Source organism: Jatrophihabitans sp. (assembly GCF_046262535.1).
In the GTDB taxonomy this organism is placed as follows: Bacteria; Actinomycetota; Actinomycetes; order Mycobacteriales; family Jatrophihabitantaceae; genus Jatrophihabitans.
Genome location: NZ_JBHEMO010000137.1, coordinates 17686 through 31223, shown reverse-complemented (window position 1 = coordinate 31223; position 13538 = coordinate 17686). Strand labels below are relative to the sequence as shown.

The following is a 13538-nucleotide window of genomic DNA, read 5'->3' as shown; positions in this document are numbered from 1 at the left end:
TAGGCGAAGCGCCTTCGTGTCAGTGGGACCGCAGCAACTTGAGAAGGTCCTGCTGGGAGGTGACGCCGAGCTTGGCGTAGACCGAACCCAGGTGATTGCGAACCGTGCTCTGGCTCAGGAACAAGTCTTCGGCGATGGACGGTGGACGGTCCCCGCTCAACAGCCGAGCGACGACCTCCAACTCACGCGTCGTGAGGGTGTTCAAACCCGGTACATCGGTGCTCGAGACCCCTCGGAACAGTGTGCCGGCCAGCTGCGCAACCTCGGCGCCACGACCGAGGCGCAGCAACATCGCGGACAGATTGGTGGACTGCAGACCGACCTGTTCGTCGTGCGGTATCGGCAGGAACACGAAGGACACACTCGGCGACGGCTCGAGCGGAAGGAACAAGACCTCGCAGCGCAGCCGCGGCTTGGCGGAATCGCTGCGGATGTCGAGGTGCAGGGTGACACCGTTCTGGCTGGCCGAGGCCTCCCCCAACGCGGAGAGACACCGCGGCACCGCGTCATGATCGACCAGTGAGAGAAGTGAGCGGCCGAGCAGGTCGGCGACGGGAACGCCGAAGAGTACCTCGGCGTCACCGCTGATGCGCTCGATCAACAGGCTTGAGTCAGCCATGCCCACGACCGCCGGCGCTTCGCGCCATTCATCGTTGTCCCCCTCGGCCGCAAAGAGGTCCTCGGCCACCAGGACCACCACGACGAACATGCTCGCGGGATGGTCCTCGAACGAGCGAATCCACATCCGGACCTTGGTGTCCTCGCGGTGCGGCCGGCGCAGGATCCGTGACACCTCAACGCCGTTGAGCCGTCCGCCGGCGAACAGGTCACTGCCCAGCGCGGGACTGTCGGCCATGAAGTCCTCGAACAGTTGCCCGACGATCATGTCGCCACCGGGGCTGATCAGCTGACTGGCAGCCGGACTCGACGCGACGATGCGCTGCGAAGGTACCTCGAGCACCAGGGCCGGAAACGGGATCGGTCCGAGGACCTCGGCCGCGATGCGCGCAATCTCACCGGCGCTCGCACCGGCGGAGGCGCGGTGTGGCGATGTGGCCTGGCTGTCCACCCAGCAAACCTATCCTTGCTCGGGGTCGCCGGCTGTGAGTCACCCGTTCGGCGACGATGTGCCGGCGCCGCGATCCGGCGACGCTGGTGGATCGGCCCAGTTCGCCTTGTTCATCCGGGACGGCTGGACCCGCGGCGGTTCGCCCTCCTGTTTGGGGAAATTGGGCGGGTAGGGGGCGTCGCCCAACCCCCGGTCGGTCTCGTCCCGCTCGCCCCACTCCAGCAGCGGCTCGATCGTCCACACGGCGTCGTCGATGCCCTCGTGCAGATCGCCGAGGGAGGCGAAGCGCGCGGGCATCGTCGCGATGGTGAAGTCCTCCATCTCGACGTCGGGCAATTCGTCCCACGTCACCGGCGCCGACACCGGGCCCCACGGCCTGCCCCGCACGGAGTACGCCGAGGCGATGGTCCGGTCCCTCGCGTTCTGGTTGTAGTCGAGGAACACCTTGCCCTCGCCGCGTTCCTCTTTCCACCAAGCGGTGGTGACCAGCGAATCGGCGCGCCGTTCCACCTCGCGGGCGAAGGCGAGGGCGGCGCGGCGGACCTCGCGGAAGCCGAACCTAGGCTCGATCCGGACGTAGATGTGCACGCCCTTGCTGCCTGACGTCTTCGGCCAGCCGACCGCGCCGAGTTCGGTGAGCACCTCGTGCACCACAGTGGCCACCTGCTTGCACTCGGCCAGGCCGACCCCGGGCCCCGGATCGAGATCGATCCGCAGCTCGTCCGGCTTCTCGGTGTCAGCCCGGCGCGAGTGCCACGGGTGGAACTCGACCGTCGACATCTGCACCGCCCAGGCCACGGCCGCCAGCTCGGTGACGCACAGCTCGTCGGCGGTGCGGCCGGACGGAAACCGGACCTCGACCGTCTCGACCCACTCGGGCGCACCCTTGGGGAGCCGCTTCTGATAGATCTTCTGGCCGTCCACGCCGTCGGGATAGCGGTGCAGCATGCAGGGCCGCTCGCGCAGCGCCCGGACGATGCCCGGGCCCACGGACAGGTAGTAATTCACGAGATCGAGCTTGGTCTCGCCGCGGGCGGAGAAGTAGACGCGGTCCGGGTTGCTGATCCGCACGGTGTGCGGCCCGATCTCGATCTCCGTGCTGGGCGACGGCATGCAGCAAACGCTAGCGCGCGCGGGTTCTACAGTGGGCGGGTGCGGACCGGCGAGCGCGAGGACGACGGCGAGGAGCCGCCCGACGGCGCCCCCTACGTCGACGGTGCCTGGGGCCGCACCGCCAACCCGAACACCGTCGAGGGCGAGCTGCAGAACCTGGCCGCGTTCGGCTCAGGTCTTGCGCGGATGAGCGGGCCGCGGCGCACCGCAGCGAAGGTCGTCGTATGGCTGATCCTCATCGGCACGACGATCGCGATCATCTACGAAGCGGTCGGCATCTTCCAGTTGTGGTGACGTCCGCCTTCGGTAAGAACTGCCCCTCCCGGCGGTCGGTACCGTCGAGGGCATGAGGAAGACCCAGGACATCCCGCCGGCTCAGGTCGTCAAGTCCGACGAGGAGTGGCGCGCTCAATTGACGCCGGCCGAGTACCAGGTACTGCGGGAGGCCGGGACCGAGCCGGCCTTCGTCGGTGAGTACACCGACAACCACCGCGTTGGCACCTACCGCTGCCGCGCGTGCGGCACCGAACTGTTCCGCAGCGAGCACAAGTTCGACTCGCACTGCGGATGGCCGAGCTTCTTCACCCCGCTGGCCGGCGAGCGCGTCATCGAGAACACCGACCGCAGCTGGGGCATGGCCCGCACCGAGGTCCTGTGCGCGAACTGCCACAGCCACCTCGGCCACGTCTTCTCCGGCGAGGGTTACGGAACGCCGACGGACCTCCGGTACTGCATCAATTCGATCTCGCTGACCTTCGAAGACGGGCCGGCCTGAGGGTCAGGCACTCAGGAGGCGGCAGGCGATGGCCCGTCGGGCTTCTGCCACGGCCATCGGCCGGTGATCTCCAGCTCCAGTGAGAAGCTGAGGAACGTTCGGATCAGCACGATGCCGGCGAGGACCGCCACGCTGCGGACGGTGGGGGTGACGGCGACCGTCCGAATGATGTCGGCGGCGACGAGCAGTTCCAGACCGAGCAGGATCGACCGACCGAGCTGACGACGGTACAGGCGATAGGTGTCGCCCTGCCGCTGCTGAAGCCGGTACCCGGCGAGCACGGTGGCGCCGAGCGCACCGAGGATCATCACCCCGACGCCGGCACCGTCGACGACCTTGCCGACCTGCTCGATGACGGCGCTGAAGCTCACAGGCTCGTGGCCAGGGCGTCGAGCGTCTGCCGGCTGGTGTAGGCCGGCTGCCAGCCGAGCTTGGTCTTGGCCCGGGTCGTGTCCATGACGACCGACGTCCGCGCGATGTGGATCCACTCGGCGGCGGAGGGCACCATGGGTAGCCGCGCCAAGGCGGCCGACGCGGCCGTCGCCGCCGCCGACGGGATCGGGATCGACCGGGTCCCGGTGGCGCGCGCGACGTCGCTGAGCGACACGTCGCCGTCGCCGCCCAGGTTGTAGGCGCCGGGCTCGCCGGCGCCGACCGCGGCGAGTGCGATCGCCGATGCCACGTCGTCGTGGTGCACCAGCTGCACCGGCACACCGGGGTCGGGCATGAGCGGGAGCACGCCCTGCAGGAGCCCGGTGACGCCGCGCAACCGGGCCGGCATCTTGTCCCGCAGCTGCCGCCACGGCATCGAGTCGGCCAGTGCGGGCGCCTTGGGACCGGCGACGATGCACGGACGCAGGACGTAGACCTCGAGGCCGGAGCCGTCGGTGACCTCGTGGAGCAGCGCCTCGCACTCGGCCTTCTGCTCGCTGTAGTAGTGCTCCTTGGAGCCGCGGGCCGGGACGTCCTCGGTCAGCGGCACCGGGTTGTCCGAGTGGTAGCCGTAGGCCGCGACCGACGAGGTGTACACCAACCGGGAAGGCCGGTCGGCCGCCGCCGTCGCCTCGAACACGTTGCGCGTGCCTTCGAGGTTGATCCGACGGCTCTCCTCGCGCGAGCCCATGATCAGGTAGGCGAGGTGGACGACCACGTCGGCCTGGGCGACGAATTCCCGGACCGCGTCGGCGTCGAGGATGTCCCCCTGCCGGTACTCCGTCTTCGCCCAGCCGTGGGCCGACGGGTCGAAGGGGCGGCGAGCCATGCCGAGAATCCGTTCAACCGACGGATCGCGCTCCAGCGCGTCCACGGCCGAGATCCCGATCTCCCCGGTCGGTCCGGTTACCGCGACGGTCAGTGCCATGTCGTTCCCTTCTGCTTCGCAGCGGGTACCCGGTCCGACGCCTCCGCCAAACCCAGCTGCTCGGCCACCGCCGTGACGCCGGGATGGGCGGCGAACTCCTCGAGCGGCGTCGACAGCGCCATGCTCCAATTCGCTCGTTCCGTGGTGCCCGGCATGTTGGGCCGGATCGGCTCGCTCAGCGCGTCGTCCAGGCTGGCCGCCAGCAACAGCGACGGGGCCTCGGCCAACAGCCGGTAGGCCCCGACCACGGCCTGCGCCGCCGAGGCGTCGGGAGCCACCCCCGCGCGTTCGACGAGCAGTTCGCGCAGCCGTTCGGTCGCGGCGACGTCGGCGTCCAGCCCGGACGCCTGCTGGTCGGCCAGGTCGCTGCCGTCCCAGAGCCCCGCGACCGTCGGCAGGTCGTGCGTGCCGACCGCGGCGAGCGAACCGGCCGGCCACTGCGCGGGCGGGTCCTCCTCGAACCACAGCAGCCGGTAGGACAAGACGTTGCGGCGGGCCAGCTCTTGGCGCACCCCGGGCTCGACGGTGCCGAGGTCCTCACCGACGACCTGGGCGCCGGACCGCACGCTTTCCAGCGCGAGGATGTCGAGTAGGTCCGACGACGGGTAGCGCACGTAGCCGCCCTGGTCGGCCGGCATCCCCTCGGGCACCCACCACAGCCGGAACAGCCCCATCACGTGGTCGATGCGCAGGCCGCCCGCGAGCGCCATCGTCGCCCGGATCGCCTCGATGAACGGCTCGTAGTCCAGCTCGCGCAGGCGCCACGGCACGAACGGTGGCAGTCCCCAGTTCTGGCCCCCGCGGTTGAACGGATCCGGTGGCGCCCCCACGGTGACGCCGAGCGCCAGGGCGTCCTGGTAGGCCCAGGCGTCGGCGCCCTGCGGGTCCACGCCGATCGGCAGGTCCTGCAGCACCTTGACGGCCTGCCCGGCGGCGCGCAGCTGCTTCTCGGCCAGCCATTGCAACCAGGCCACGAAGGCGACCTCCCCCGGCGCTTCGTCGTACACGGCGGTCACAAGAGGGCCGTCCGGTCGCCGGGCTCCGTCGGGCCACGATTGCCAGCCGGCCCCGTACCGCTCGGACAGCACCGACCAGGCGGCGAACTGGTCCACCGCTGCCCCCCGCGACCGCCGCCACGCGGCGAAGTCCGGCGACCCCGCCGCCAGCGTGCGGTCGAACACCTCGCGCAGCGCCTCGCGCTTGATCCGCCAGACCGCGTCCCGGTCGATGCGGCGGTCCGAATTCAGCGCGCGCCCCTCGGCGGCGAGCTGCTCGAGCCGGCCGCCGAGCACCGCGGCCGCACCGTCCACGTGGCCGACGGCCAGGAACAGCGGATTGAAGAACCGCCGGCTCGACGGGAAGTACGGGCTCGGCTCCTGCGGGATCGCGGTGGAGGTCGAGCCGCCGGCGTGCAGCGGGTTGACCAGCACGAAGCCCGCGCCCTGCTCGCGGGCCAGGGCGGTGAGCTGCGACAGGTCGCCCAGGTCACCGATCCCCCAGCTGGCGCGCGACCGGGTCGCGTACAGCTGGGCGGTCCAGCCCCACTGGCGTCGAGCGGGCAGGACGCAGGCGCCCGGCGACACGACGAGCCGGCGCTCTCCGGCGGCAGTGACCAACCGGTGATAGCCGAGCGGCACGTCGAGCGGGGCGGACGCATCGACCTCGAGCTGCGTGCCGTCGGCGAGCTCGATTCCGTGAAGGGCACCGAGGTCGGCCGGAAACCGCTCGCCGGGATGGACGAACACTGGTGCTCGGGCAGCGACCTCGGGGGCCGGTTCCCCGAGTGCCGACCGCAACGCCGCGACGGTTTCGTCGCTCAGTCGGGCGGGCTCGTCGGCGTTGTCCAGGTAATTGCGCTGGATACCGAGGCGCTGATCATCGGCGTCGCCGGTCATGCCCACCACCTCGTCCCTTTACCCAAACAGATTGGCCCACGCGCAGCGGTGGGTAGGTGACGGACGTGACGATGACGGAGTTGATCCTCGTGCGCCACGGGGAGAGCGAGGGGAATGTCGCCCGGGAGGCGGCCGAAGCCGAGCAGGCGGACGAGATCCTCATCGACCAGCGCGACCCCGACGTGCCGTTGAGCGGCCGCGGCCGCTCGCAGGCCGAGGCAGTCGGGCGCTGGCTGGCCGACCTCGCCGGTGAGCGGCGTCCGGCGATCGCGTGGGTCTCGCCGTACATGCGCGCCCGGCAGACCGCGGAGCTCGCCCTGGACGCCGCCGCTCTCCAGCTGCCCCTGCACGTCGACGAGCGGTTGCGCGACCGCGAGCTGGGCATCCTGGACCGGTTGACGAGTCGTGGGGTCACGGCCCGTTATCCCGACGAGGCGCGCCGCCGCCGCTACCTCGGCAAGATGTACTACCGCCCTCCGGGCGGTGAGTCCTGGGCCGACATGGCGCTGCGCCTGCGTTCTTTCCTGGCCGACCTCGATCGCACCCCCGAGGGCGGCTGCGGGCTGGTGGTCTGTCACGACGCGGTGATCCTCGTCCTGCGCTACGTCCTCGAGGAGCTGTCCGAGAAGGAGATCCTCGACCTCGCGGCCAGCCAGTCCCTGGGCAACGGCTCGGTGACCCGCATCGCGCGGCCGGACGCCAGCGGGCCGTGGCACACCCTCGAGTTCAACGTGCAGGACCACCTAACGGCCTACGGCAGCGAGCCGACAGCACATGAAGCGGAGCAGGATGTCCACCCACGGTGATCTGGAGATCGTTACGGAGATGCGGCTCCGCGACTGGGCCCTGCCCGGAGCGGGCGACACCAAGAACAGCCGCGGGCGCCTGCTCGTCGCCGGCGGCAGCCGGTCGACACCCGGCGCCGTGATGCTGGCCGGATTGGCGGCCCTGCGTGTCGGCGCGGGCGTGCTGGGGCTGGCCGTCGCCGAGTCGGTCGCCGGCCCGGTCGCCGCTGCGGTGCCCGAAGCGTCGGTGACCGGGTTGCCGCAGTTGGACGGCGGTCGCGACGGCGGCGAGCTCGCCGGCGCCGTCAGCGGCATGACCACGGTGCTGGTCGGACCGGGGCTGGACGATCCGCAGGCTGCCGAGGACCTCGTCCGCCAGACGATCGAAGCCGTCGACAACTCGACCTCGCTGGTGCTGGACGCGTTCGCCCTCGGGGTGCTGCCCGCGCTCGACCGCGTCGACCGGATCGCCGGACGCTGCGTGCTGACCCCGAATCCGAACGAGGCCGCCCGGTTGCTGGAGCTCGATGACGTCGACGACGTCGACGAACCGCAGGTCGCGAGCGAGATCGCGAAACGGTTCGGCGCGGTGGTCAGCTTCCAGAACACCGTCGCGTCACCTGAGGGCGGGCTCTGGAGCGTGCCGACCGGTCACGCGGGCCTCGGAACCTCGGGCAGCGGTGACGTACTGGCCGGGGCGGTCGCCGGGCTGCTGGCCCGCGGCGCCGACCTGGCCCAGGCCGCCTGCTGGGGCACGTTCCTGCACGGATCCGCCGGAGACCGGCTGGCTTCCCGAGTGGGCCGGCTCGGCTTCCTGGCTCGCGAACTGGTCGACGAATTGCCTCTGGTCATCGTGCAGACCGAGGCCTGAGTCAGCCCGGAACGGTCTCCTTGCAGCGCAGCTCGGGAACATTGAGCTGCGGAGCGAGGTCGATGACGAACGGCGGCTGCTCGCGCTGCCAGAACTGGTCGTGCGTGCACAGGTCGCGGACTTCAAGGGCGCAGGTTGCTGGGGTGACCTGCTGGCGGAGGCACGTGGCGTACCCGCTGCGGTAGCGCGACAGCAAGTGCGCCTCCCGCTGGTGGTACTGGGACGTCCGGAACTGGACCCAGCCGAAGAAGCCGAGCGCGAGCAGGGTCACCCCGACCAGGACACCGAGGAACACTCGGCGCAGCAGGAAGGCGGACGTCCGGTTCACACCGGCAGTGTAAAGCCTCTGTTAAGGAAGCGCATCAACCAGTTCGGCCACGGACCGCCGGCGGCCCGTATAGAACGGGACTTCCTCACGTACGTGGCGCCGGGTCTCGGACCCACGCAGGTGGCGCATCAGGTCGACGATGCGGTGCAGCTCGTCGGCCTCGAAGGCCAGCAACCATTCGTAGTCGCCCAGGGCGAACGAGGCCACCGTGTTGGCTCGCACGTCGGGATACTCACGGGCCATCTGGCCGTGCTCGGCGAGCAGGGCGCGGCGTTCGGCGTCGGGCAGCAGATACCACTCGTAGGAACGGACGAACGGGTAGACGCAGACGTACGCGCGCGGCTCCTCGTCGGCGAGGAAGGCCGGGATGTGGCTCTTGTTGAACTCGGCCGGGCGGTGCAGCGCCATGTTCGACCAGACCGGTTCGAGGTGGCCGCCGAGCTCCGTACGGCGGAACCGCGAGTAGGCCTCTTGCAGGGCGTCTGCGGTGGACGCGTGCCACCAGACGAGCAGATCGGCGTCGGCGCGGAGGGCCGACACGTCGTACGTCCCGCGGACCGTGATGTCCTTGGCGGTCAGCTGATCGAACAGATCGCTGACCTCGGCCGCCAGCGGCTGGCGGTCTACGTCCCCGAGCGGTCGGACCGCCCGGAACACCGACCACGCCGTGTAGCGGATCTTGTCGTTCAGCTCGCGTGCGATCTTGCCACTCATGAGACCTATTGTGCTCGGACGGGGCCGCCCGCCACGACGCGGTCCACCGCGGCCCGGGCGCTGGCGATGCAGGCCGGGATTCCCACGCCGTCGAACGCCGCGCCGCAGACGCCGAGCGCCGGCACGGCGGCGACGGAGGAGCGCACTCGGGCGATCCGGTCGACGTGGCCGACCGCGTACTGGGGCAGGCCGCCGCCCCAGCGGGTGACCCGCGCGTCGACCGGTACGGCGTCGATGCCCAATAGGGGCCGAAGCTCGCGACCGACCAGCGCGATGAGCTCGGCGTTCTCGAGCTGGAGGGCCAGTGGCTCGCCGACCCGGCCCACCGACGCCCGCAGCAGGGTCAGCCCGCCGGTGTCCAGCGGCCACTTCTGCGAAGACAGGGTGACGGCCTTGGTGGCGAGCCGTTCGCCCGAGCCGATCAGCAAACCACTGCCCGGCGGCGGCGCCACGTCGGAGAACGCGAAGGTCACGATCGCCATGCTCGCGGTCTCGATCCCGGCCAGCTCCGCCGCGGCGACCGGCGCGACCGTGCGAAGCAGCCGCGAGGCCTTCGCCGGCGGCGCGGCGACGATGACCGCGTCGGCCTCGACGAGTTCGGCCACCGGAACCGCACCGCACTCGAGCGCGAAGCCGGTGGGGGTACCGACGATGGCGCGCACCGTCACGCCGGTGCGGACCTCGAACCGCCCGGACGCGACCAGAGCGGCCGGGAGGCGACCGAGCCCGCCGCGCAGGGAGGTGAAGATCGAGCTGGCTGCCGCCGCCCGCGTGCCGACATCGGTCGCCGCCCGGGCGGCCTCCAGCAAAGAGCCACCGGATTCGAGCTGCGCGGCCAGCCGGCTCATCGTCGCCCGGAGCGACAGGGCGTCGGCGCGCCCCGCGTACACCCCGCCCAGCAATGGCTCGACCAGCCGGTCGGCCACCTCGGCGCCGAGACGGGCGCGGACGAGCGCACCGACCGAGACATCGTCGGCCAGCGGTGGGAGCGGATCGAGGGTCGGCTCGGCCGCCAGCGCGGCCAACCCGTCGTCGCTGAGCACCCCCGACGCCCGTACCGCCTCGACGTCGGACGGGATGCCGAACATCGTCCGGGCCGGAAGCGGATGGTTCTGCCCGGCGGCGCGCACCTGGGCCGACGTGGTTGTCGGCGCGATCCGCTCGTCGTCGAGGCCGAGCGCTGTGACCAACTCGACGCCCTCCGGCCGGGCCGTCAGCAGGGCCTCGGCACCGACGTCGACCGGGATCCCGGCCACCTCGTCGATCTGCAGCTTGCCGCCGACGCGCGGCGAGGCCTCGAGGACGGTGACCGCGTACCCCGCCTCGGCCGCGAACCAGGCGGCCGACAGGCCGGAGATCCCGCCGCCGACGACCACGAGGCGCACGGTCACCCCAGCGACCGGATGAGGTCGACCACCCGGGTGAGCACGTCCGGCTCGGTGTCGGGTGGTACGCCGTGACCGAGGTTGAAGATGTGCCCCGAAGCGGCGCGCCCCTCGTCCACCACCCGGCGGACAGCGGCCTCGACCACGGGCCAGTCCGCGCCGAGCAGCGCCGGGTCGAGGTTGCCCTGGACAACCGCGCCCGGCCCCAGCCGGCGAGCCGCCTCGTCCAGTGGAACCCGCCAGTCGACGCCCACGACGTCGGCCCCGGCCTCGCGCATGGCGCCCAGCAGCTCGCCGGTGCCCACGCCGAAATGAATACGTGGGACGAGCCCGGCGAGCGGCTCGAGCACCTCGCGGCTGTGCGGCAGCACGAAGTCGCGGTAGTCGGCGAGGGATAGGGTGCCGGCCCACGAGTCGAACAACTGAACCGCGGCAGCGCCCGCCTCGATCTGCACACGCAGGAACTCGCGGGCGATGACCGCCAACCGGGCCAGCAGTGTGTGCCACAGGTCGGGTCGCGCGTGCATGAACACCTTCGTCCTGGCGTGGTCACGGGACGGCCCACCCTCGACCAGGTAACTGGCCAGTGTGAACGGAGCACCGGCGAAGCCGATGAGCGGCGTCGGCCCGAGCTCGGCGATTAGCGCCCGGATCGCCTCGGTGACGTAGGGGACGTCGTCGGGCTCCAACGCGCGCAGGCGGTCGACGTCGGCGCCGTCGCTGACCGGCTTGTCCACTACCGGTCCGACGCCGGGGACGATGTCGATGCCGACGCCGACGGCGGCCAGCGGGACGACGATGTCGGAGAAGAAGATGGCGGCGTCGACACCGTGCCGCCGAACCGGCTGCAGGGTGATCTCGGTGATCAGCTCGGGGTCGCGGCAGGCGTCGAGCATGCCGGTGCCGACGCGCAGCTCGCGGTACTCCGGCAGGGAGCGGCCGGCCTGCCGCATGAACCACACCGGAGGTCGCGGCCCGGGGCGCCCGGACGCCGCCCGGACGAGCAGCGAATCGGCGCGCGCTTCGAGATCGGACATCACCGTCCATGGTCGCACGTCCATTCGGCGCGCCTGACCGCAAAACCCCTTCCGCCGTGCGAACTTGGTGGCAAGGTCCGCGCCGTCGCTGAGCTGCCCGAGGGAAGGAGCCTGCCGTGACCACTGAGCTGCTGCTCCTGTATTGCCCCACCTGCGCGCGGGAGAATCTGGCCGAGGCGCCGCCGTGCGTCGACGGCCACGGCGACCAGTGCCCGGACCGGGCCTGTGTCGAATGCGGTACCGCCCTGCTTCTCGACGCGCCGCTGTTCGCCGCCGCCAGGCCGGCGCGCCGGCACGCCGCATGACGGCCACGACGGTGTCCGAGGGGGGCGGAGGCGCCAGCGGGGGCGACACCTCACCGCCGCCCGCTCCTCCCGAGATCTTCCGGCTCGCCGTCGAGAGCCTGACCAACACTGCCGTGCGCTCCGAGGTTCGGGTCGAGCCGTTGCGGCCGCCGCAGCGACTGGCCCCCTACAGCTACGCCGTCAGCGCCGAGATCATCGACGGCGAGGGCAAGGATCTCGCCACCGGCCGGCTCGTCCTGCTCCACGACCCGGACGGGCACGAGGCGTGGGACGGCGTCCTGCGCCTGGTCGCCTACGCCTCCGCCGAACTCGACGACGAGATGGGCGTCGACCCGATGCTGCCCGCCGTCGGCTGGAGCTGGCTGACCGACTCGCTCGACGAGCGCGCCGCCGCGTACCGCGCGGCCGGCGGCACCGTCACCCAGACCACGTCCACCCGCTTCGGCGACCTGCACGGCCCGCGCACCGCAGTGTCGATCGAGCTGCGCGCGTCGTGGACCGTCGACACCGCCGACCTGTCCCCGCACCTACTCGCCTTCGTCGATCTGCTCTGCACGGCCGCCGGCCTGCCGCCGGAGGGCGTGACCGCCCTGTCGTCGAGCTGACGTGCCCGACCAGCCCGACGAAGCGGTGCCGGCCGACAAGGCGATCGCCGAGCCGGACGACGCAGCGCCGCCCGAGCCGCCGCCTGTCCCGGTCCTGCGCGAACCCCGAGACGGCGTTCCCGAGCCGCTGACCGACCCCGAGCGGTTGGCCGCGCTGGCCGAGGCACTCGGCGCGGGCCACGGTCCGGTGGCGCTGGACGCCGAGCGCGCGTCGGGTTACCGCTACAGCCAGCGGGCCTACCTGGTGCAACTGCGCCGCGCCGGGGTGGGAACTGCGCTCATCGACCCCATCGCGCTGCCCGATCTGAGCACGGTCGGCGAGGCCATCGGTGGGGCGGAATGGATTCTGCACGCGGCGGCCCAGGACCTGCCGTGCCTGGCCGAAGTGGGCATGCGTCCACAGCGACTGTTCGACACCGAGCTGGCCGGCCGGCTGCTCGGCGTCGAGCGGGTCGCCCTCGGCACCATGGTCGAGCAGCATCTCGGCATCGGCCTGGAGAAGGGGCACTCGGCGGCCGACTGGTCGACCCGGCCGCTGCCCTACGACTGGTTGATCTATGCCGCGCTCGACGTCGAGTTGCTGATCGACCTGCGAAACGTACTGGCCGAGCAGCTCGCCGCCGCGGGCAAGACAGAGTGGGCCGAGCAGGAGTTCGAGGCGGTCCGGGTCGCCGCACCGAACCCACCCAGAGCCGAGCCCTGGCGGCGCACCTCGGGGATTCACAAGCTGCGCAACCGGCGGCAACTCGCGATCGCGAGGGCGCTGTGGGTTGCCCGAGACCAGTACGCCGGGGAACGCGACGTCGCGCCCGGCCGGGTCCTGCCCGACTCGGCCATCGTCGACGCGGCCCGCACCGAGCCGGCGCGAGCCCGCGACCTGGGCGCGCTTCCCGTGTTCGGCGGCCCTCGCCAGCGCCGACAGCTCGACCGCTGGTTCGCTGCGATCGAATCGGCACGGGGCCTGGCCGAGGAGGACCTGCCGACCACCAGCGGCACCAACGGTGACGGCATGCCGACGACCTCCCGGTGGCGCGAGCGGGACCCGGCGGCCGCCGCCCGGCTGGCCGCGGTGCGCGCGGTCATCGCCGCCCTCGCCGAGACGCACCGCCTCCTGGCCCAGAACCTCCTCGCGTCAGACGTCGTCCGGCGTGTGTGCTGGGATCCGCCCGACCCGGTCAAGGAGGACACCGTCCGCGCCCGCCTGGCCGAACTGGGCGCTCGCCCCTGGCAGATCGACCTGACCAGCGCGGCCCTGGCCTCGGCGCTCTCACCGGCCTGACCCGGCTCGCCCCCTTG

General features: G+C 71.6%; 16 protein-coding genes. 7 read left to right on the top strand and 9 right to left on the bottom strand.

Features of this window, described 5'->3' with window-relative positions:
- Nucleotides 1-19: 19 nt before the first annotated feature.
- Both ABR571_RS18080 and ligD read right to left on the bottom strand, forming a co-directional pair.
- Nucleotides 20-1069, bottom strand: a complete 1050-nt coding sequence (locus ABR571_RS18080) for a helix-turn-helix transcriptional regulator (protein ID WP_409454602.1) — start codon at nucleotides 1067-1069, stop codon at nucleotides 20-22.
- A 39-nt stretch (nucleotides 1070-1108) separates the two neighbouring features.
- Complete coding sequence (gene ligD, locus ABR571_RS18075; RefSeq protein WP_409454601.1) at nucleotides 1109-2182, bottom strand: non-homologous end-joining DNA ligase; 1074 nt, start codon at nucleotides 2180-2182, stop codon at nucleotides 1109-1111.
- A gap of 39 nt (nucleotides 2183-2221) precedes the next feature.
- On the opposite strand from ligD, the gene ABR571_RS18070 reads away from it, so the two are divergent.
- Both ABR571_RS18070 and msrB read left to right on the top strand, forming a co-directional pair.
- The gene (locus ABR571_RS18070) at nucleotides 2222-2476 is read left to right on the top strand and encodes a hypothetical protein (protein WP_409454600.1); all 255 of its coding nucleotides are present in this window, start codon (nucleotides 2222-2224) and stop codon (nucleotides 2474-2476) included.
- 52 nt (nucleotides 2477-2528) lie between these two features.
- Nucleotides 2529-2957 (top strand): peptide-methionine (R)-S-oxide reductase MsrB, encoded by a 429-nt coding sequence (gene msrB / locus ABR571_RS18065; RefSeq protein ID WP_409454599.1) that lies wholly within the window; start codon nucleotides 2529-2531, stop codon nucleotides 2955-2957.
- 11 nt (nucleotides 2958-2968) lie between these two features.
- Here msrB and ABR571_RS18060 read toward each other — a convergent pair whose 3' ends face one another.
- The 3 genes from ABR571_RS18060 to malQ are packed head-to-tail and all read right to left on the bottom strand — an operon-like array spanning nucleotide 2969 to nucleotide 6212.
- The gene (locus tag ABR571_RS18060) at nucleotides 2969-3328 is read right to left on the bottom strand and encodes a DUF1622 domain-containing protein (RefSeq protein ID WP_409454598.1); all 360 of its coding nucleotides are present in this window, start codon (nucleotides 3326-3328) and stop codon (nucleotides 2969-2971) included.
- Nucleotides 3325-4317 (bottom strand): NAD-dependent epimerase/dehydratase family protein, encoded by a 993-nt coding sequence (locus ABR571_RS18055; RefSeq protein WP_409454597.1) that lies wholly within the window; start codon nucleotides 4315-4317, stop codon nucleotides 3325-3327. Before ABR571_RS18055 ends, ABR571_RS18060 begins: the two co-directional genes overlap by 4 nt.
- Complete coding sequence (gene malQ, locus ABR571_RS18050) at nucleotides 4308-6212, bottom strand: 4-alpha-glucanotransferase (protein WP_409454596.1); 1905 nt, start codon at nucleotides 6210-6212, stop codon at nucleotides 4308-4310. The genes ABR571_RS18055 and malQ overlap by 10 nt, the downstream gene beginning before the upstream one ends.
- Nucleotides 6213-6283: 71 nt before the next feature.
- Here malQ and ABR571_RS18045 point away from each other — a divergent pair, with 71 nt between their 5' ends.
- Nucleotides 6284-7018: a histidine phosphatase family protein gene (locus tag ABR571_RS18045; protein ID WP_409454604.1), complete on the top strand. Its 735-nt coding sequence runs from the start codon at nucleotides 6284-6286 to the stop codon at nucleotides 7016-7018.
- Complete coding sequence (locus ABR571_RS18040) at nucleotides 7002-7868, top strand: NAD(P)H-hydrate dehydratase (RefSeq protein ID WP_409454595.1); 867 nt, start codon at nucleotides 7002-7004, stop codon at nucleotides 7866-7868. Before ABR571_RS18045 ends, ABR571_RS18040 begins: the two co-directional genes overlap by 17 nt.
- A gap of 1 nt (nucleotide 7869) precedes the next feature.
- On the opposite strand, the gene ABR571_RS18035 is transcribed toward ABR571_RS18040, so the two are convergent.
- From ABR571_RS18035 to hemE, 4 genes are read right to left on the bottom strand one after another with little or no spacing between them, the layout of a single operon-like run.
- Nucleotides 7870-8196, bottom strand: a complete 327-nt coding sequence (locus tag ABR571_RS18035) for a hypothetical protein (protein WP_409454594.1) — start codon at nucleotides 8194-8196, stop codon at nucleotides 7870-7872.
- 21 nt (nucleotides 8197-8217) lie between these two features.
- Nucleotides 8218-8910: a hydrogen peroxide-dependent heme synthase gene (gene hemQ / locus ABR571_RS18030; protein ID WP_409454593.1), complete on the bottom strand. Its 693-nt coding sequence runs from the start codon at nucleotides 8908-8910 to the stop codon at nucleotides 8218-8220.
- 5 nt (nucleotides 8911-8915) lie between these two features.
- Nucleotides 8916-10301 (bottom strand): protoporphyrinogen oxidase, encoded by a 1386-nt coding sequence (gene hemG / locus ABR571_RS18025; RefSeq protein ID WP_409454592.1) that lies wholly within the window; start codon nucleotides 10299-10301, stop codon nucleotides 8916-8918.
- Nucleotides 10298-11332 carry a uroporphyrinogen decarboxylase gene (hemE, locus tag ABR571_RS18020; protein WP_409454591.1) on the bottom strand — a complete coding sequence of 345 codons (1035 nt, stop codon included), beginning with the start codon at nucleotides 11330-11332 and terminating at the stop codon, nucleotides 10298-10300. Before hemE ends, hemG begins: the two co-directional genes overlap by 4 nt.
- 116 nt (nucleotides 11333-11448) lie before the next feature.
- On the opposite strand from hemE, the gene ABR571_RS18015 reads away from it, so the two are divergent.
- Genes ABR571_RS18015 through ABR571_RS18005 form a run of 3 tightly spaced genes read left to right on the top strand, consistent with a single transcriptional unit; the run spans nucleotide 11449 to nucleotide 13521 of the window.
- The gene (locus ABR571_RS18015) at nucleotides 11449-11637 is read left to right on the top strand and encodes a hypothetical protein (RefSeq protein ID WP_409454590.1); all 189 of its coding nucleotides are present in this window, start codon (nucleotides 11449-11451) and stop codon (nucleotides 11635-11637) included.
- Nucleotides 11634-12242 (top strand): DUF3000 domain-containing protein, encoded by a 609-nt coding sequence (locus ABR571_RS18010; RefSeq protein ID WP_409454589.1) that lies wholly within the window; start codon nucleotides 11634-11636, stop codon nucleotides 12240-12242. The genes ABR571_RS18015 and ABR571_RS18010 overlap by 4 nt, the downstream gene beginning before the upstream one ends.
- A gap of 1 nt (nucleotide 12243) precedes the next feature.
- The gene (locus ABR571_RS18005) at nucleotides 12244-13521 is read left to right on the top strand and encodes an HRDC domain-containing protein (protein WP_409454588.1); all 1278 of its coding nucleotides are present in this window, start codon (nucleotides 12244-12246) and stop codon (nucleotides 13519-13521) included.
- Nucleotides 13522-13538: the final 17 nt, after the last annotated feature.